Annotated in this window: 12 protein-coding genes and 1 pseudogene; 6 read left to right on the top strand and 7 right to left on the bottom strand. The window is 72.2% G+C overall.

What is annotated here, in order from left to right:
- The first annotated feature begins 28 nt into the window (after window positions 1–28).
- Together MB828_RS22095 and MB828_RS22090 are read left to right on the top strand one after the other, a co-directional pair.
- On the top strand, window positions 29–1,267 hold the full coding sequence (locus MB828_RS22095) for an alginate lyase family protein (RefSeq protein ID WP_301649698.1): 1,239 nt from the start codon (window positions 29–31) through the stop codon (window positions 1,265–1,267).
- A 108-nt stretch (window positions 1,268–1,375) separates the two neighbouring features.
- Window positions 1,376–2,932, top strand: coding sequence for a carboxylesterase/lipase family protein (locus MB828_RS22090; protein ID WP_301649697.1), 1,557 nt, complete (start codon window positions 1,376–1,378; stop codon window positions 2,930–2,932).
- Here MB828_RS22090 and MB828_RS22085 read toward each other — a convergent pair.
- From MB828_RS22085 to MB828_RS22075, 3 genes and pseudogenes are all read right to left on the bottom strand, one after another.
- On the bottom strand, window positions 2,906–3,964 hold the full coding sequence (locus MB828_RS22085) for a LacI family DNA-binding transcriptional regulator (RefSeq protein ID WP_301649696.1): 1,059 nt from the start codon (window positions 3,962–3,964) through the stop codon (window positions 2,906–2,908). The genes MB828_RS22090 and MB828_RS22085 overlap by 27 nt on opposite strands.
- A 176-nt stretch (window positions 3,965–4,140) precedes the next feature.
- Window positions 4,141–5,058: a homocysteine S-methyltransferase gene (gene mmuM / locus MB828_RS22080; RefSeq protein ID WP_301649695.1), complete on the bottom strand. Its 918-nt coding sequence runs from the start codon at window positions 5,056–5,058 to the stop codon at window positions 4,141–4,143.
- A 110-nt stretch (window positions 5,059–5,168) separates the two neighbouring features.
- Window positions 5,169–7,270 (bottom strand): annotated as a pseudogene (locus MB828_RS22075) (autotransporter).
- Window positions 7,271–7,477: 207 nt separating this feature from the next.
- Here MB828_RS22075 and MB828_RS22070 point away from each other — a divergent pair.
- Window positions 7,478–8,887 (top strand): RICIN domain-containing protein, encoded by a 1,410-nt coding sequence (locus MB828_RS22070; RefSeq protein WP_301649694.1) that lies wholly within the window; start codon window positions 7,478–7,480, stop codon window positions 8,885–8,887.
- A gap of 18 nt (window positions 8,888–8,905) precedes the next feature.
- On the opposite strand, the gene MB828_RS22065 is transcribed toward MB828_RS22070, so the two are convergent.
- Together MB828_RS22065 and MB828_RS22060 are read right to left on the bottom strand one after the other, a co-directional pair.
- Window positions 8,906–9,979: a pectinesterase family protein gene (locus MB828_RS22065; protein ID WP_301649693.1), complete on the bottom strand. Its 1,074-nt coding sequence runs from the start codon at window positions 9,977–9,979 to the stop codon at window positions 8,906–8,908.
- 40 nt (window positions 9,980–10,019) lie between these two features.
- The gene (locus MB828_RS22060) at window positions 10,020–11,699 is read right to left on the bottom strand and encodes a rhamnogalacturonan lyase B N-terminal domain-containing protein (RefSeq protein WP_301649692.1); all 1,680 of its coding nucleotides are present in this window, start codon (window positions 11,697–11,699) and stop codon (window positions 10,020–10,022) included.
- A gap of 199 nt (window positions 11,700–11,898) precedes the next feature.
- Here MB828_RS22060 and MB828_RS22055 point away from each other — a divergent pair, with 199 nt between their 5' ends.
- From MB828_RS22055 to MB828_RS22045, 3 genes are all read left to right on the top strand, one after another.
- On the top strand, window positions 11,899–12,954 hold the full coding sequence (locus MB828_RS22055) for a rhamnogalacturonan acetylesterase (protein ID WP_301649691.1): 1,056 nt from the start codon (window positions 11,899–11,901) through the stop codon (window positions 12,952–12,954).
- A gap of 69 nt (window positions 12,955–13,023) precedes the next feature.
- A complete protein-coding gene (locus MB828_RS22050; RefSeq protein WP_301649690.1) occupies window positions 13,024–14,721 on the top strand; it encodes a DUF2264 domain-containing protein in 1,698 nt (565 codons plus the stop codon).
- Between the two features lie 99 nt (window positions 14,722–14,820).
- The gene (locus MB828_RS22045; protein ID WP_301649689.1) at window positions 14,821–16,110 is read left to right on the top strand and encodes an MFS transporter; all 1,290 of its coding nucleotides are present in this window, start codon (window positions 14,821–14,823) and stop codon (window positions 16,108–16,110) included.
- On the opposite strand, the gene MB828_RS22040 is transcribed toward MB828_RS22045, so the two are convergent.
- Window positions 16,089–16,889, bottom strand: a complete 801-nt coding sequence (locus MB828_RS22040) for an ABC transporter permease (protein WP_133026460.1) — start codon at window positions 16,887–16,889, stop codon at window positions 16,089–16,091. The genes MB828_RS22045 and MB828_RS22040 overlap by 22 nt on opposite strands.
- A gap of 5 nt (window positions 16,890–16,894) precedes the next feature.
- The gene (locus MB828_RS22035; RefSeq protein ID WP_301649688.1) at window positions 16,895–17,698 is read right to left on the bottom strand and encodes an ABC transporter permease; all 804 of its coding nucleotides are present in this window, start codon (window positions 17,696–17,698) and stop codon (window positions 16,895–16,897) included.

Genomic DNA, 17,698 nt, shown 5'->3' with positions numbered 1-17,698 from the left:
CTCCCCCCACCGAAGGAGAAACCACGCGATGAGCCGCCGCGTACCACCCCGGTCAGGAACCAGCGGACTGAGCCGCCGCGGTGTCCTGAAGTCCGCCGCCGCGCTTGCCGTCGCCGCCTCGGCCGCCGCCCCCACGGTGGCCGACGCGGCACCGGCCACCTTCACCCACCCCGGAATGCTGCACAACGCCGGTGACATCAACCGTGCCAAGGTGCGGGTCGCAGCCGGCACCGACCCCTGGCTGTCCGGCTGGAACAGGCTGACCGCCAACTCCCACTCCCAGTCGACCTGGACCAACCGGGCGACGGCCACGATCATCCGTGGCGGCGACGGGCAGAACTACAGCCTGCTGTACAACGACATCGCCGCCGCCTACCAGAACGCCCTGCGCTGGAAGGTCGCCGGCACCGAGGCGAACGCCGTGTGCGCCGCCGACATCCTCAACGCCTGGTCGAGGACGCTGACCACGGTCACCGGGAACGCCGACCGGTTCCTCGCCGCCGGCCTCTACGGCTGGCAGTTCGCCAACGCGTGCGAGCTGATGCGCGACTACGGCGGCTTCGACCTCGCCGCCGCCCGGTCCATGCTGGCGAACGTCTTCTACCCCCTCAACAACAGCTTCCTGACCAACCACAACGACGCCTGCATCACCAACTACTGGGCCAACTGGGACCTGTGCAACATGGCCTCGGTCCTGGCCATCGGCATCCTCAACGAGGACAAGGCCAAGTACGACCAGGCGGTCGCCTACTTCAAGTCGGGCGCCGGCAACGGCTCCATCGCCCATGCCGTGCCCTACCTGTACACCGACTCCGACGGCTACGCGCTGGGCCAGTGGCAGGAGTCAGGCCGCGACCAGGGCCACACCGTCATGGGCATGGGCCAGCTGGGCGCGATCTGCGAGATGGCCTGGAACCAGGGCGACGACCTGTACTCGTACGACAGCCGGCGCTTCATGAAGGCCGCCCAGTACGTCGCCAAGTACAACCTCGGCCAGGACGTGCCGTTCACCACCTACACCTGGGGCACCGGGCAGAGCTGCGCCCAGTCCTCCCAGACGGTGGTCTCCGCCTCCTCCCGCGGCCAGATCCGCCCGGTGTGGGCCATGCTCCACTTCCACTACAACCGGCGTGTCAACCTCGACGACAAGTACATCTCGGCCATGTACTACGACCTGGTCGCCCCCGAGGGCGGAGGAGGTGACTACGGCTCCGACAGCGGTGGCTACGACCAGCTCGGCTTCGGCACCCTGATGTACGCCAAGTAGCCCCGAGTGCGCGTTCGGACGCCGTGTGTGCCGGAATACCGGGAGCGGATGTGGTGCTCTTGTCGTACCGGCGTACTGGCACACGCGGCGGGAGGAGCTGGTGGGCGGATGACGGCAGACGGGACGGACCCGAGAGACCCGGTGGCCGACACCCCGTACGGGGCCGTGCGGGGCAGGTGGGAGCGGGGGATCGCGGTGTTCCGCGGCATTCCGTACGCCGCCCCGCCGTTCGCGGCCCACCGGTTCCGGCCACCCGGTCCGCCCGAACCCTGGGACGGCGTCCGGGACGCGGGCGCCTTCGGGCCGACGGCGCCCAAACCGCCGTACTCGGAGGCGTTCGCGCAGTACCTGTCCGACCCGGCCGTCCCCGGCGACGACTGCCTCAACCTGAACGTATGGACCCCGGAACCGGGCCCGGGCGCCCGGCTCCCGGTACTGGTCTGGCTGCACGGTGGCGCCCTGACCAGGGGGTCCTCCGCCGTTCCGGTGTATGACGGGCACGCGTTCGCCCGCGACGGTGTCGTCCTCGTCTCCGTGAACTACCGGCTGGGCGTGGAGGGCTACGGCCTGTTCCCGGACGCCCCGCCCAACCCCGGCCTGCACGACCAGCTCACCGCCCTGCGCTGGGTCCACGCGAACATCGCGGGCTTCGGCGGCGACCCGGACCGCATCACCCTGTGCGGCCAGTCGGCCGGCGCCATCAGCACCGGCGCCCTGCTCGCCGCGCCCCAGACCCAGGGGCTGATCCGGCGGGCCGTCCTGCAGAGCGGCCCGCCCGAGGCCGCCGAACGCGACAAGGTCCGGCGCATGGTCCGCCGGATGGCCGGCCGCCTGAAGGTCCCCGCCACCGCCGAGGCCTTCGCCGGGATCGACCGCGAACTGCTCCTGCGCACCCAGGCGGAGGTGGGCCGGCTGAGCAGCCCCGTCCTCGGCGGCCCCGCCTTCGGCATCGTCGTCGACGGCGACCTCGTCCCGCGCGACCCGCTGCGGGCCCTCCTCGACGGTGACGCGGCCAGGGGCGTCGACCTCCTGATGGGCTGGACCCGCGACGAGTACCGGCTCTGGCTGGTCCCCGGCGGCCTGGTCGACCACGTCGACCGGCTCGGACCGGTCGCCCTCGCCGGTGCCATGGCCCGCTGCCACGCCGGCCACGAGGTGCCGCGCGGCTACCGGGCCCTGCACCCCGACGCCGGCCCCGCCGAGATCGTCGGCCAGATGGTCACCGACCACCTGCTGCGCCGCCCGCTGCACCGGCTGGCCGAGGCCCGCCCCGGCTCGTCGTACCTGTACGAGTTCGCCTGGCCGTCCAACCGGCCCGGTCTCGGCGCCTGCCACGGCCTCGAGCTGGGTTTCGTCTTCGACACCGGTACGCTGCCGGACTCGGCGCTGCTGGCCGGCGACGGCGCCCCGCAGTCGCTGGCCGACACGATGCACGGCGCGTGGGTCCGCTTCGTCACCAGCGGCGACCCCGGTTGGCAGCCCTGGGACGACACCCACCCGGTCCGCGTCCTCGGGGACGGCGCGCCCCGCACGGAGTCCGGCACCCGGGACGAGGAGTTCGCCCTGTGGAAGCCCGGCCCGGCACCACGCATCGAGAGGACGGCCGAACTGACCCTGGCGGTACGGCGGCTGCGCCGCTCAGTGGCCGCCGTGCGCCGCCACTGAGTCCCGCACGACGACATGCGTGCCGAGCAGCAGGTGCTCGGCGGCCGACGCCTCGCCGTGCCCCAGCGCGGTGCGCACCGCGAGCCGCCCCAGCTCCTCGTAGGGCACGTGCACGGTGGTCAGGGCGGGGTGCAGGTCGCGGGCGAACGGAATGTCGTCGTACCCGGCGAGCGACACGTCCCCGGGCACGCCCAGCCCCGCCTCGTGCAGGGCGGTCAGGGCCCCCGCCGCCACCATGTCCGTGGCGGCGACCACCGCGCTGAACTCCAGCCCCGCGGCGAGGGCCCGCCGGATCAGCCGGTGTCCGGAGTCCCGGGTGAAGTCGCCGTGCAGCAGCAGCGCCGGGTCGGGCTCCAGCCCCCGCGCCCGGTGCGCGGCCATATAACCGCGCTCCCGGCCCATCGCCGTCGTGTGGTCCGGCTTCCCGCCGAGGAACAGGACCCGCCGGTGGCCCTGCGCGAGCACATGGGCGACCAGGGCGTAGGCGCCGCCCTCGTTGTCGTACTCGATGACCGTGACCGGCGCGCCGGGCCCCAGCGGCGGCCGTCCGCACAGCACCAGCCGCGACCCGGCCGCGGCCAGCGAGTCGGCGATCCGGCCGGTCCGCTCCCGGTACTCGGGGGTGTCCGCGGCCCCGCCCACCAGGATCACGGCGGCGGCCCGCTGGGCGCGCATCATCTCGATGAACTCCAGCTCACGCCGGACGTCGCCGTCGGTGCTGCACACCAGCGACAGATGCCCGAGCCGCGCCGCCTCCCGTTCCACCCCGTGCGCCATGTGCGCGAACGACGGCCCCGTGATGTCCTCCAGCACGAAGGCGAGGGTGGGCGTGCCCACCCCGGCGACGGCCTTGGCCCGGGCGTCGGCGACGTAGTCCAGCTCGCGGACGGCCCGCAGCACCCGGCCGCGGGCGGCGGCACTGACGGGATAGTCACCGGCGAGCACCCGGGACACGGTGGAGGCGGACACCCCGGCCCGAGCGGCGACATCACGAATGGTGCTGCGCCCGGCGTCCCCGCTTTTTCTGGTCACGTCCCCCGCCTCCCGGGAACGGCAACCGGTTCCCGACGGGACCTTAGCGCCCCGTCCCGGACACAGGGAACGGGGCCGCGGCGTCCCGTCAGGGGCGCGGGGAACTGCGCGACCGGCTGACGACGGCGGTCAGCCGCCGAACAGCCGCACCCCTACGGCGAACCGGCGCGCCGCCCTCACACCACCCGAGCGATCCCGGCGATCCCCTCCGGCCCCACCCGGCAGCACCCCCCGATCAGCCGGGCCCCCGCCGCCCGCCATCCCGCGACCTGCTCCGCCCCGAACGTCGACCGCCCCGTCCACGCCCGCGCCTCCGCGTCCCACGCCTCCCCCCTGTTGGGGTACACGACCACCGGCTTCCCGGTCACCCGCGCGGCCACCTCCACCGCCCCCGGCACATCCTCCGGCGCGCAGCAGTTCACACCCACGGCGATCACCTCGTCCACGTCGGCGGCCAGGGCGAACGCCTCCGCCAGCGGCTGGCCCGCCCGGGTCCGCCCCTCCGCCACGCTGTACGACAGCCATGCCGGCACCCCCAGCCCGCGCACCGCCCGCAGCAGGGCCGCAGCCTCGTCGGCGTCCGGCACCGTCTCCAGCGCGAACACGTCCGGCTCCGCCGCGGCCAGCACCTCGAGCCGTGGCCGGTGGAACGCCTCCAGCTCGTCGACGCTCAGCCCGTACCGCCCCCGGTACTCGGAGCCGTCCGCGAGCATCGCCCCGTACGGCCCGACCGACGCGGCCACCCACAACGGCCGTACGATCCCCTCCGCCCGCGCCCGACGCACCGCGTCCCGCCCCAGCTCCACGCTGAGCGCGAGCAGCCGGGCGGCCTCCTGGTGACCGATCCCGCGCTCGGCGAAGCCCTCGAAGGTGGCCTGGTAGCTCGCGGTGATCGCGACATCGGCGCCCGCCCTGAAGTACGCGAGGTGCGCGTCACTGACCGCGTCCGGCCGGTCGGCCAGCAGCCGCGCCGACCAGAGCCCGTCGCCGAGGTCGTGCCCGGCGGACGCCAGCTGGTTGGACATGCCGCCGTCGAGCACGACCGTTCCGGCGGCGAGGGCGTCGGCGAGACTGAGGGAGTTGTCGCTGCTCATACCCCGACGCTAACCGACCCGGATCGACCGGACCGCCCCCGTCCACCCCCTGACCGCACCGCCCGCGCCCCGAGCACCCACCGCCGGCGCGGGACGGCGCGGGCAGGGGGTCAGCCCGCGTGGCGGCCGGGCCCGCGGCGGCCCCCGCGCCGGGTGCGCAGGCCTGCCGGGACCATCAGGCCGCCGAGGAGGCCGAGGGACAGGGCGTAGGGCCACCAGCCGAAGGCGTCCGTGGAGTCGGCGGCGGTGCGGGTGGTCACGCCGGGGGAAGCGCCGGACGACGTGCCGGAGTCCGTGGCGTCGGACTTCGTCGTCGCCTCGGCCGTCCGCGCGACCAGGACCACGTCGTTGCCGTCGCCGCCCCGGTAGGTGATCCGGTAGACCGTGTCGGCCAGTTTCACCTCGGTGCCCTCGCGCAGGCCGTCGAAGGCGCCGGTCGTCCGGTCCGTGCCGGTGTGGTCGATCAGCGTGATGCGGCGGGCGGCCGACGTGCCCGCGTCGGACAGGTCCAGGGCGCCGGCCAGGGCGAGTCGGCCCGTCACCGTCAACGGCCGGTCACGCAGCACCAGTTCGCCCTGCCTGCGCTGGGTGTAGTGCCCTCGCACCGTCAACCCGCTCGTCACCAGGCTGTCGTTGGTCACCGAGCCTCGTACGGTGCCCTTGCCGGTGAGGCTGGTGGTGACCCGCAGGCCGGCCGTGCCCACGTCCAGCCGGGCGCCCGCCGACGTCAGCCGGATCGCCCTGCTGTGCGCCAGGGTCGCTCCGGACCGCAGCGCCAGCGTGCCCCTGCTGACGGTCGTCGTCCCCGTGTACGACACCGCGCTGCCGGTGAGGGTGGTGGTGGCCCCGCCCGACTGGACGAACGACCCCGACCCCCTAGGTACGCCAGCGTCACAGGGGTCGACGTGTTCCGGACGTACAGCGTGCCGTCGTTCACGATCCGGCGCTGTCCCGTGCCGGTCAGCAGGGAGCCGTCGCCGCCCTTCGCGCCCGAACCGAGCCGCAGCACCGCGCCCTTCTCGACGGTCGTGGAGCCGTCGTAGTCCTGGGCGGCGGCGAAGGTCACGTCGTTCCCGCGGGTCCCGGCGATGACGACGTCGCCGGCGCCGGGGGCGGCCAGGGTGTCGTGGTAGCGGCCGCCGCCGATCGGGGCGCCCAGGGTCACCGGGCCGTCGTAGTCGAAGGTGAGCTTCGAGCGGTGGCCGCTCGCCGCGTGCAGGTTGATGTAGACGGTGTCCTTCGTGCCCGGCATGAAGATGCGATGGGTGGTGCCGTCGCCCCAGTGCACGTCGGCGCCCTCGATGTTGGTGCCGCGCTTGTTCGACTGGTGGGGAAGCGCCTTCCAGTTGAGCGAAGGGTCGCTCAACGCCGGGTCGGTGTCGCCGCCCCGGTCGCTGTAGCTGTACTGCCCGGTGAGCACCACCTTGCTGCCCGGCCGCGAATGGACGTTGACGTCGCTGCCGTACTCCCGTTGGTAGAAGTCCTGGCGCAGGGTGATCGTCCGGTACAGCGGGGTGTCGATGATCCAGGAGCCCTGGTTGAGGATCGCGCGGGCGGCGGACAGTGCCACCGGGTACTCGGGGCGGCCGACGGCCATGCCCGTGCCGTTGTCGATGACCCCGGAGAAGGGGTGGGTGCCCGCCAGGTCCAGCGTGCCCCACGTGTTCCGGGGCTGGGTCACCAGGCCCGAGCCGCTGATCGTGCCGATGTTGAAGGTGCGGGCCAGGGACAGCCGCAGGGTGCCGTCGACGCGGACGTTGAGCTGGTTCAGCCGGTACCCGGGCGTGTCGTACGGGAAGTGGCCGATCAGTCCCGTGCCGCCGCCCGTGCCGTACTGCAGCGTCGCACCGCGCTCGACGGTGATCGCCGGCGGGTCTGGGTGGGTGACGGTCGTGTACGGGTGGTTGCCGCCCTGGGTGCGTACGACCTGCCGTTGCCGGGACTTCGGCAGGGTGAAGTCGCTGTCCCTGGTGAGGATCAGGGTGCCGCCGCCGCGCACGGTGAGCGTGCCCTCGCCGTGGAAGGCGCCGTCGTACGTCGTCGTCCCGGCCGGCACGGTGACGACCGTGTCACCGGTGAGGGTCACGTCCCGGCCGGCGAGGACGTCGGCGGTGACGTCCCGGGCGCCGGCGGCCAGGGCCGGGGGAGCGGAGGCCAGCAGGGCGGCGAGGGCGCCGACGGCGGCCGCGGTGGTGTGGAGGTGGGTGCGCACGTGAGAGGAGACGGCGGGCGACCGGCCTCGATAACAGAAAAACGAGCCGTGCCGGCGAACGGCTGGAAATCGCTTTCCCCCGTGTCGCGTCGGACCCGTTGACCCACGCGTAACACGCCCTTACCTTTTCGGCGATCACAACGTTCGCCATACCACATGCCGTTCGGCATCCCGAACCGCATGCCTTCCCCCCGAGGAGCGTGTGAGTTGAGACGTGCGTACGCGATCCTGCTGTCCCTCTGTCTGGCGGTGATCGGCGCCCTGGCCACCGCGGGGCCGGCCGCGGCCGCCTCCCAGACCGTCACCAACGGCACCCGGTTCACCGACACTTCAGGGAACGTCGTACACGCCCACGGTGGCGGGGTCGTCAAGGTCGGCAGCTACTACTACTGGTTCGGCGAGGACCGCAACGCCGACAACACCTTCAGGTACGTGGACGCCTACCGCTCCACCGACCTGAAGACCTGGGAGTTCCGCAACCACGTCCTCACCCAGTCCTCCGCCACCGAGCTCGGCACCGCCTACATCGAGCGCCCGAAGGTCATCTACGACGCCTCCACCGGCAAGTTCGTGATGTGGATGCACAAGGAGAACGGCGTCGACTACAGCGAGGCGAAGGCCGCCGTCGCCGTCTCCGACTCCGTCGACGGGAACTACACCTACCAGGGCAGCTTCCGGCCGCTCGGCCAGTACATGTCCCGGGACATCACGACCTTCGTCGACACCGACGGCACCGCCTACATGGTGTCCGCGGCCAACGAGAACGCCGACCTGCAGATCTACCGGCTCACCGCCGACTACACCGCCGTCGACAGCCTGGTCGCCAACCCCTGGGCCGGTTCCAGCCGTGAGGCCCCGGCGCTCTTCAAGCGGGGCGGCGTCTACTTCATGCTGACCTCGGCGGCCACCGGCTGGAGCCCCAACCAGCAGAAGTACGCCACCGCGACCTCGCTCGCCGGACCCTGGACCTCCTGGGCCAACGTGGGCGACTCCACGGCGTACGGTTCCCAGACCGCCTACGTCCTCCCGGTCACCGGCACCTCGGGCACCTCGTACCTCTACATGGGCGACCGCTGGGGCAACTCCTTCGGCGGCACGGTCAACGACTCCCGTTACGTCTGGCTGCCGTTGACCTTCCCGACCAGCACCTCGATGTCGATGTCCTGGTACCCGGAGGTCTCCGTCGACACCGCCGCCGGCACCGTCAGCGGCACCAGCGCCACGTACAACACGCTGATCGCCCGGCACAGCGGCAAGTGCGCCGACGTCCCCGACCAGTCCCTCTGGGAGGGCGTCGCGATCAGCCAGTACACCTGCAACAGCGGCACCAACCAGAAGTGGTGGTTCAAGGACCTGGGCACCGGCTACTACGAGCTGATGGGCCGGGGCAGCTCGCTCTGCCTCCAGGAGAACGACACGAACGTCACCCAGGAGGACTGCACCGGCGGCACCACCCAGCAGTGGTCGGTGGTCACCTCCGGCTCCTACGTCAACATCAAGGCCCGTACGACCGGTGAGTGCCTGGACGTGAACGGCGCGTCCACCGCCAACTCGGCCGCCGTCATCACGTACACGTGCAACAGCGGCACGAACCAGCAGTGGACGCGCGGCAGCTGAGCCGACATCAGCCGACGGTCAGCCGACGGGATTCCAGCCGTCCGTACCCGCCAGGTACTGCTGGGCCGTGTAGCTCGCGGCCTGTGAGTCGGTGAGCTGCGGGCGGTTGGCGTTCACACCGGCACCGGCTCCGGTGTTCGCGTACTCGAAGAAACGGGCGTTCTTCCAGGAGTAACCGCTCATGTCGGTCCACGGTCCGGCGGTCTTCACGGCCGCCGGCAGGGAGGTCTGGCGGATCACCAGTTGCCCGACGGCGTCCGCGGTCGGGTGCCAGGGGCGGCCCAGGTAGTAGGTGTTCGCCGCCGCGGAACTCGTGATGCTGCTGCCGGTGACCAGGATGCCGTACGTCTTCGCGGAGCTGGTGTCGGGCGCGGACAGGAAGCCGTTGAGGCCGCCCGCCGCGGCGCCCGAGTCACGCAGCTGGATGTTCACCCGGTCGTAGACGGCCGTCGCGTTCCCGAAGACGAAGTCCACGTCCCCGGTGACGAAGGACGAGTAGAAGTACTGGCGGTACTGGCCGGTGGCGGACGGCGCCCAGTTCAGCACGGTGTCCTGGCGGCTGATGAACCGGTCGTTGCGGAAGGTCTGCCGGTCGCCCTGCGCGGTCACGGCGACGGCCTGGGTGTCGGTGATCTCCGGGTGGGCGTCCTTGTCGAAGGTGTTCTGGACCGTGAGGCCGGTGACGGTGACGTTGTTCGCGGAGAAGGTCGCCACCGAACTGCCCAGCGTGCCGTACTTGTTGCCACTGGAGTCCGGGTAACCGGCCGCGCGGTCGTAGGTGATGACGACGTCCTCGGCGTTGCCGGTGGCGCCCTTGAGGGTCAGCCCGGCCTTGGTCACCGGCACGTTGACGATCTCCTGGTACGTGCCCTTCGCGACGGAGACCGTGTCACCGGAGGCGGCCGCGTTCACCGCCGCCTGGACGGTGGTGTACATCCCGGAGCCGTCCTTGGCGACGGTAAGGGTGGACGCGGCGCTGGCGGGCCCGGCCAGGGACACCGCGGCCAGCCCGAGGGCCGCCGCGGTGCCGGCGGCCAGCGCGCGGGTGTGGCGCCGGGCGGAGGTGGGGGGTTGCTCGTTCGAGGGGGTCATGCCCTCAGGTCGCCGCCCGGCCGCGGGGGGTTGCCGGGTCTCAGGCCAGCAGGTCGATCGCGTCGATCGCGGTGCCGGCGCTGAGGAAGGACGTCGTCCCCGAGCCGCTCGCCACGTAGATCTTCAGAGTGTTGTAGGAGCTGGTGTCCGTCAGCCAGGCGGACGCCGGGACGCTGTAGGTGAACGTGTTGTTGTTGCCCCGGTAGGAGCCCACGGTCAGCGACCGGGTGCTCGGCTGGGTGGGCGGCGAGGGCACGGCGGAGGTCCAGGTGTCGTTGACGACGACCTGCGGCCGGCCGTTCGCGTAGGCCGTCGTCACACCGATCCTGAGGGTGTGCGCGGCGGCGGCCTGCGCGGCGGTCAGCTTGAAGTAGACGATGATCCCGCTGTTGACGTCCTTCCACAGGTAGCAGGGGAAGGACGAGGTCTCGGTGCCGCTCCCGATCACCACGTTCCCGGTCCAGGACGAGGCCCGCACGTCCGACGGATGCGCGTACGTCATCAGGTCGGCGTTCTTGAACCCGCCCGGCGTGCCGTCCCAGTTGTTGATCCGCCAGATCGCGGTGGCGTTGCTGGGGTCGTTGGAGGACGCGATCGCGATCGTGTTGAGGGTGGTCGTGGCACCCGCAGTCACGGTCACCGAGCCGGTGTAGACAGCCAGTTCGCCCTTGAAGACGGTCAGCGTGTACGTCCCCGGCAGCACCCCCGCGATCGAGAACCAGCCGTCCGAGGAGCGCACCGAACTCCAGTACTGGGCAGCCGAGTTGGCGAGGCCCACGGTGTACGCGTACGCCGTGTCCCGGCCCGAGATGCCGACCCCGGCCACCCGTCCGCGCCCGCTCGCCGCCACGTACCCGGAGATGCCGAGCGAGTCCGCCCAGGAGGTGGTGAGGGTGCCCGGGTACAGGGACGAGGAGGGCGCGCCGCCGTCCGTGAACGCGATGACGTACGGGCCCTGGAGGCCGAAGCGTTCCGACTCGGTCTGGTTCTCGCCGTAGTACAGGATCTCGTACAGCCCGCCGCCGTCGGCGCTCTGGTGGCGCAGCAGCGAGCGGTAGAACGGACCGCCGGACGCCTTCTCGTGGTTGCTGCGCACGATCCACAGGCCGACGCTGCCGGTCGTCCAGCCGATGTAGCTGTAGTCCATCACCCGCAGCTTCGAGTAGTGCTTGGCGCGGGTCTGGCCGTCGGACTTCTCGAAGACGTCCGCGGACTCGATGACGGTGGGCGCGTAGGTGTAGGAGTCCGGCTCGTCGTTGAGGAACAGGCCGGCCTTGACACGCACGATGTAGCGGGTGGCGGTGACGGACGAGTCGGCCTTGTTGGTCCACAGGTAGACGTTGTTCTCGCCGCTGCGGGCCGCGTAGTAGTGCTTCAGCGTGCCGTACGTGACCGAGACCAGGATCGTGGAGCCGGACTGGGCGATGGTCACCGTGGAGGTGCCGAGGCCCGACTCGACGTGCGAGTTCTTACCGCCGTAGCCCTGGTACTCGGTGCCCTTGTAGACCAGCGAGGTCAGGTCGCCGTTGGTCTTGCTGACCTTGAAGACGAGGCTCGCGCCGGTGTCGACGACGTAGTTGGAGCCGTCGTCCGACCAGCCGAAGGCCGCGGCCGAGGCGGTCTGGGCGAGCGGTCCGGTGAGGGCCGCGGTACCGGCCGCGGCCGCGCTGCCGAGGACGAAGGTGCGGCGTCCGAGCGGCCTCCCGGTGGATCCGGACATGGGGGTGCCTCCTTCGGTGGGGCGGAGGTGCGGGTGTCCCTGAGAGTGACAGTTGAATCGATTTCGCGAAAGGGCTTTCGTCTTCATGGAGTTGGCAATCTCGCTAAATCGGTCCAAGGTCTAGAAAGCGCTTGCGAGCAGCGGTACGGTCCCCGCCAGACCTGTCGGCGTGCCCTGTCCCGTGACGGAGGAGTCCCGAGTGAGACGTTTCAACGGTGTTCGCGTCGCCGCCCTCGCGGCGGCCGTCCTCAGTGCCTGCCTGACGACCGCTCCCGCCGCCGGGGCCGACACCCGGCAGCCGCCGCCCGGTCTCGCCGACTGCACGGCCACCGCCTGTCACTTCGACGTCCCGCCCGGCGACTACGACGTCACGGTCCGGCTCGGCGGCGCGGCCGCGTCCAGCACGAGCGTCAGCGGGGAGACCCGGCGCGCGCTGCTGCCCGAGACGGCGGTGGCGGCGGACCGGCACGTCACCCGCGCCTTCACCGTCGACGTCCGTACCCCCGAGGGCGAGCCGACGGGCCCGGACGGCACCCCGGGCCTGGACCTGACGATCGGCGGCTCCGCGCCCGCCCTCGCGGGCATCAGCGTCACCCCCGCCCGGCACACCCGGCAGCTCTTCCTCGTCGGCGACTCCACCGTCTGCGACCAGCCGGCCGCCCCCTACACCGGCTGGGGCCAGCAGCTCCCGCAGTTCCTGCGCAGGGGGGTCGCCGTCGCCAACTACGCCGACTCCGGCGAAAGTACGGTGACCTACCTCCAGAACCCCCAACTCTGGGGTACCGTCCAGCCGTTGATCCGCACCGGTGACCTGGTCCTGATCCAGCTGGCGCACAACGACAAGACGACGGACGAGGCGACCTACCGCGCCAACCTGGAGACCCTGGTGGCCGGCGCCCGGGAGAAAGGCGGGCGGCCGGTGCTCGTCACCCCGATCGTGCGCCGCTGGTTCAACGCCGACGGCACGCTGAACAACGACACCGCGCTTCTGGTCAACGGGCTCGGCGTCAATCATCCTGAGGTGATCCGCTCCGTCGCCGCCGCCGAGGGCGTCCCGCTGATCGACCTCACGGCGCTGACCAAGGCGCTGGTGGAGTCGCTCGGCGTGGAGGGCTCCAAGGCGCTGTACCTGTACAACGAGAAGAAGGACAACACGCACACCTCGGAGTACGGCGCCACCGTCTACGCGGGCCTGGTGCGCGACGGACTCCTCGCCCAGCACCTGGTGCCCCGCGGCACCGTGCGGGCGCACTGAGCCCCTGGGGCGTCCCGACCGGAACCGGGGCGCCCCAGGTCCGAACGGTACGAGCGAGAAAGAGCCCCGATGCACCTGCCTCCCGAGGACCGCCGTTCCAGCCCGCGCACCGGCTACACCCGGGCCCACTGGGAGGCGGCGGCCGACACCCTGCTCGCCGCCGTGGAGCCGTACGCCACCGGGGACCGCGCCCTCTACCACCTTCCCGGCGACCACCAGAGCTGGTCGGGCCGGCTCTCCGACGGCCTGGAGGGCTACGCCCGCACCCTGCTCCTCGCCGCCTTCCGGCGGGACGAGACCGCGCTCCAGCGGTACGCGGACGGACTCGCCGCCGGTGTGTCCGGTGTCTGGCCGCGCATCGAGGACCGCAGCCAGCCACTGGTCGAGGCCGCCTCGATCGCCCTCGCCCTGCGCCTGACCCGCCCGCTGCTCTGGGACCGGCTCGACGACGCCGTCCGACAGCGCGCCGCGGCCTGGCTCACCGACGCCCTCACCGCCGAACCCTGGCCCTGCAACTGGGAGCTGTTCCCCGTCACGGTCGGCGGCTTCCTCGCGGAGATCGGCCACGCGACCGAGGCCGCGCACAAGGCCGTCGACCACGGCCTGGCCCGGATCGAGGACTGGTACCTCGGCGACGGCTGGTACACCGACGGCGACGGCCGGAAGTTCGACTACTACAACGGCTGGGCGATGCACCTGTACCCGGTGCTGCACGCCTGGCTCGCCGCGGACACCGGACTCCTCGACCTGTACGGCGGTCGGCTGGAACGCCATCTCGCCGACTACGCCCGGCTGTTCGGCGGCGACGGCGCCCCCATGCACCAGGGCCGCTCGCTGACCTACCGCTTCGCGACGACGGCCCCGCTGTGGCTGGGCGCGCTCACCGGCCGCACCCCGCTGGCCCCCGGCGAGACCCGGCGGCTCGCCTCCGGCGCGCTGAGGTACTTCCTGGACCGGGGCGCGGTGGATCCGCACGGCCTCCTGACCCTCGGCTGGCACGGCCCCGACACGGCGGTGCTCCAGGGCTACTCGGGTCCGGCGTCCCCCTACTGGGCGAGCAAGGGTTTCATCGGCCTGCTGCTGCCGCCGGATCACGAGGTGTGGACCGCGACCGAGGAACCGGGGCCGGTGGAGCGCACGGACGCGGTCACGCCGGTCGCCCCCGCCAACTGGCTTCTCCAGTCGACGCGTTCGGACGGGATCGTCCGTCTCCACAACCACGGCAGCGAGGACGTCCGCTACGACCCCTACTACACCCGGCTCGGCTACTCGACCGTGACGGTGCCCTCGGCGTCGTACGACAACAGTGTGATCGTCGGCGACGACCCGGGCCGGACGGACATCGAGCCGCTGGGGGTGGGGGAGGGCTGGGCGGCCTCCCGGCACACGGCCGGTGCGGGCGCCCGGGTGACGACCGTCGTGCTCGTGCACGGGGCCGTGGAGGTACGGGCGTTCCTGGTGGCGGGTGCGGAACCCGGGACACCGGTGCGGGTGACCGGCTGGGCGGCGGCGCCGGGACTGCGGACCGAACTGCTGCCCGTTGTGGGCCTCGACGACACGATGGCCGGGGTCACGAAGGAGGGCCCGACCCTCTTCGTCGCGCTGAGCCGGCTCACGGGTGCCGCGGACGCGGAGCCGCTGGGCGAGACGGTGACCGTACGCGCGGACGGGCAGCGGGAGTTGACGGTCCGGTGGCGGGACGGCGCCGCCCTCCGGGTCCGGTGGCAGGGCGCCGAAGTGGAGGTGGCGGAAGCCGCGCGGGACTGAGCGGACTCCGGGTGATGCACGGGCCGGCGCCGGCCGGCCGTATCGCACGGGGCGTCGGCGGCGGAGCATAGGGTTGCGCGGAGGTGGGAGGAGGGAGTCGTGGTGAACCGGGTGCGGCGGGTGGCGCGCGTGGTGGGCGAACGGGATGCCGACGGGCGGCCGTTGTGGCGGCAGCGGGACTTCGGGTGCTTCTGGCTCGCCCAGACGCTGTCCGTCCTCGGTGACTCCTTCAGCCTGATCGCGCTGCCCCTGCTGGTCCTCCAGGCGACCGGCTCGGTGGCCCGGATGGGCCTGCTCACCGGTGTCGGCGGCGCCGCGATGGTGGTGGCCGCGGTCTTCGCCGGGGTGGTCGTGGACCGGGTCGACCGCCGGAGGCTCCTCATCGCCTGCGACCTGGTCCGCATGGTCCTGTACGGACTGGTCCCGGTCGTCTGGCTCGTCGGTCCGCAGCTCTGGCTGCTGTACGTCGTCCTGCCCCTGTGCGAGGGCGTCGGCATGCTCTTCGCCGTCGGGTACGTCACCGTCGTCCGCGGACTCGTCGGCACCGGCCGGCTGACCGAGGCCAACGGCCGGCTGAACGCCACCGCGGCCGCCGCCGGTGTCCTCGGGCCGCTCGGCGCGGGCCTGGTGGCCGCCTGGACCGGCCCCGCGAACGCCGTGGCCGTGGACGCGGCCAGCTACGCGGTCTCGGCGGGCTGCCTGTTCCTCGTGCGGGTCGGGGAACGCGCCGGTGACGAGCACGCGGCGCGGGGCAGGGGCCTGTGGCGCGACCTGCGCACCGGCATCGACCACCTGGTCCGCCAGCCCGTCCTGCGCTCGCTCACCGGCCTCCTCGCCGTCTTCAGCTTCCTCAGCCTCGGCATCACCGACCTGGTCATCTACCACCTGAAGCACGACCTCGGCCACGACGACGGCACGGTCGGCACGGTGCTGGCGGTCGGCGCCGTCGGCACCATCACCGGTGCGCTGCTGGTCGCCGGGCTCCGGCGGCGGCTGGGCTTCGGACCGACCTGGATCGGCTCGACCGCGCTGTGCGGACTGGCCTTCGCCGGGCTCGGCTGGGTCCGCCCGGTCCCCGCCGTCGCCGTGCTCACCGCGGTCTACCTCGGCTGCGCCGGGATGGCCGGCACCTGTTCCATGTCCCTGCGTCAGGAGATCACCCCCGAACCGCTGCTGGGCCGGGTCACCTCCGCCCACTGGACGCTTCAGTACTCGGTCGCCCCGGTCGGCGCTGCCGTCCTGACCTGGGCGGCCGAGCAGTACGGCACCGCCCGGGTGGCGGCCGTCGCCGGAGCCTGCTGCGCTCTGACCGGCCTCGCCGGACTGGGCACCCCGATCCGGGGCGCGGGGCGCGCCCCGGCATCAGGTCAGCCGTTCACGCCCGTGTAGTGCCCGAGCGCCCAGCGCCACAGCCACCGCGACGCCAGGTAGGCCAGCAGCCCGACCAGGGGCGAGGCCGCGGCCAGCCAGTAGGGGACGACGGTGTCGTGGCCGTGGCCGGTGAGGACCGCGGCCGGGAGGTAGGCGACGAAGGCGAGCGGCAGGCCGTAGGTGAGCAGGCCGCCGACCGCCCGGGGCAGCACGTTCAGCGGGTAGCTGCCGAAGGTGCCGAGCAGTTCCTCCAGCCAGCGGCTCCAGTAGTCGGCGGCCGGGTAGCGCAGCGAGGCGCAGGCCACCACCGTGAACAGGGCCGCCTCCAGCAGCATCCCGCCGAGGACCGCCGCGATCAGGTACGAGACGCGGCCCGTCGTCCAGTCGAGATGGCTGCGGCCGAGCGCGCCCGCCATCAGACCGGCGGCCACCGTCAGGTCGCCGATGGCGTTGGTCGGGAAGTACTCCAGCTGCACCTGCCGGTACACGGGCAGCGGACGCAGCAGATAGGCGTCGATCCTGCCTTCCTGGATGTACCGGCCCACCCCGTGCACCCGGCCCAGCAGCAGCACGAACAGACCGTGCGCCAGCATCCGCGTCGCCGGGATGAGCAGCACCTCCGAGCTGTCCCAGCCGCCCATCCCGGTGAACCGGGTGAGCAGCACCGTGGCGAACACGATCACCGACACCTGCCAGACCGCGCCGATCGCGATCATCATCAGGAACTCGGTGCGGTACTCCAGCTGTGCGCGGAAGTTGAGGCGCGTGATGCGCCATGCGATCCGGACGGCGTTCAACGGCCTCAGCCTCCCTGGGAGATGACACGGCGGGCGGCGCGCCGCCACACGAAACGGGTGAGGAGATACAGCGCCACGACCCAGCCGGCCTGGACACCGAGCTGGAGACCGGCGTCCGACAACGGGATCCGGCCCACGTACAGCGACAACGGCACACTCAGCGTCGCCTGGAAGGGCAGGAAGGAGCTGAGCGTGATGAACCAGTGGGGGAAGAACCAGAGCGGCGCGTACACCCCGGACAGCAGGTTCTGCGCGAAGACCAGGATCAGCATGGCGGCGCTGTTGCGCAGCGTCCAGAAGCAGAACTGGTCGATGAGGAGCATGACGTAGTACAGGACCAGCTGGCCGAGCAGCAGGCTGAGCGCGGACACCGCCGCCACCGCCGCCGACCCCGGGGGATCCACCACGCCGGCGGCCAGACAGACCACGTACCCCGCCGACGCCCAGGCCAGCCCGTACAGTTGCTCGCCCACCGCACGCAGCGCGTGGTAGCGCTGCGGCGGCAGCGGGCGCAGATACCAGTAGCCGATGGTGCCGAAGTGCATGTGCTGCATGACCGAGTCCCGGCCCGCGTACTGATCGAGCTCCCGCAGCCGGGAGGCGAGCACGGCCAGCACCGCGTAGGTGACGGCCTGACCGCGGTCCAGGCCCGCGGTCGTACCCGACTGGGCGTACAGACCGCGCCACAGCGAGGCGACCAGCACCACCTGCACGGTCAGCCGCAGCAGGACCCCGGTCATCCGGGGCGGGGTGTACAGCTCGCCGAGCGGGGTGACCCGGGCGGCGCGCCAGGCGTACAGGAGGGCCAT

Origin of the sequence: Streptomyces arenae, from assembly GCF_022343545.1 — a bacterium.
GTDB classification, from domain to species: domain Bacteria; phylum Actinomycetota; class Actinomycetes; order Streptomycetales; family Streptomycetaceae; genus Streptomyces; species Streptomyces humi.
Note: the sequence above shows the minus strand (reverse complement) of the source record. Positions and strands in the feature narration are given on the sequence as shown.

Coding starts and splice junctions, on each gene's coding strand:
- MB828_RS22095 (WP_301649698.1), top strand. CDS start 29: ATGAGCCGCCGCGTACCACCCCGGTCAGGAACCAGCGGACTGAGCCGC.
- MB828_RS22090 (WP_301649697.1), top strand. CDS start 1,376: ATGACGGCAGACGGGACGGACCCGAGAGACCCGGTGGCCGACACCCCG.
- mmuM (WP_301649695.1), bottom strand. CDS start 5,058: ATGAGCAGCGACAACTCCCTCAGTCTCGCCGACGCCCTCGCCGCCGGA.
- MB828_RS22065 (WP_301649693.1), bottom strand. CDS start 9,979: ATGACCCCCTCGAACGAGCAACCCCCCACCTCCGCCCGGCGCCACACC.
- MB828_RS22060 (WP_301649692.1), bottom strand. CDS start 11,699: ATGTCCGGATCCACCGGGAGGCCGCTCGGACGCCGCACCTTCGTCCTC.
- MB828_RS22050 (WP_301649690.1), top strand. CDS start 13,024: ATGCACCTGCCTCCCGAGGACCGCCGTTCCAGCCCGCGCACCGGCTAC.
- MB828_RS22035 (WP_301649688.1), bottom strand. CDS start 17,698: ATGGCCCTCCTGTACGCCTGGCGCGCCGCCCGGGTCACCCCGCTCGGC.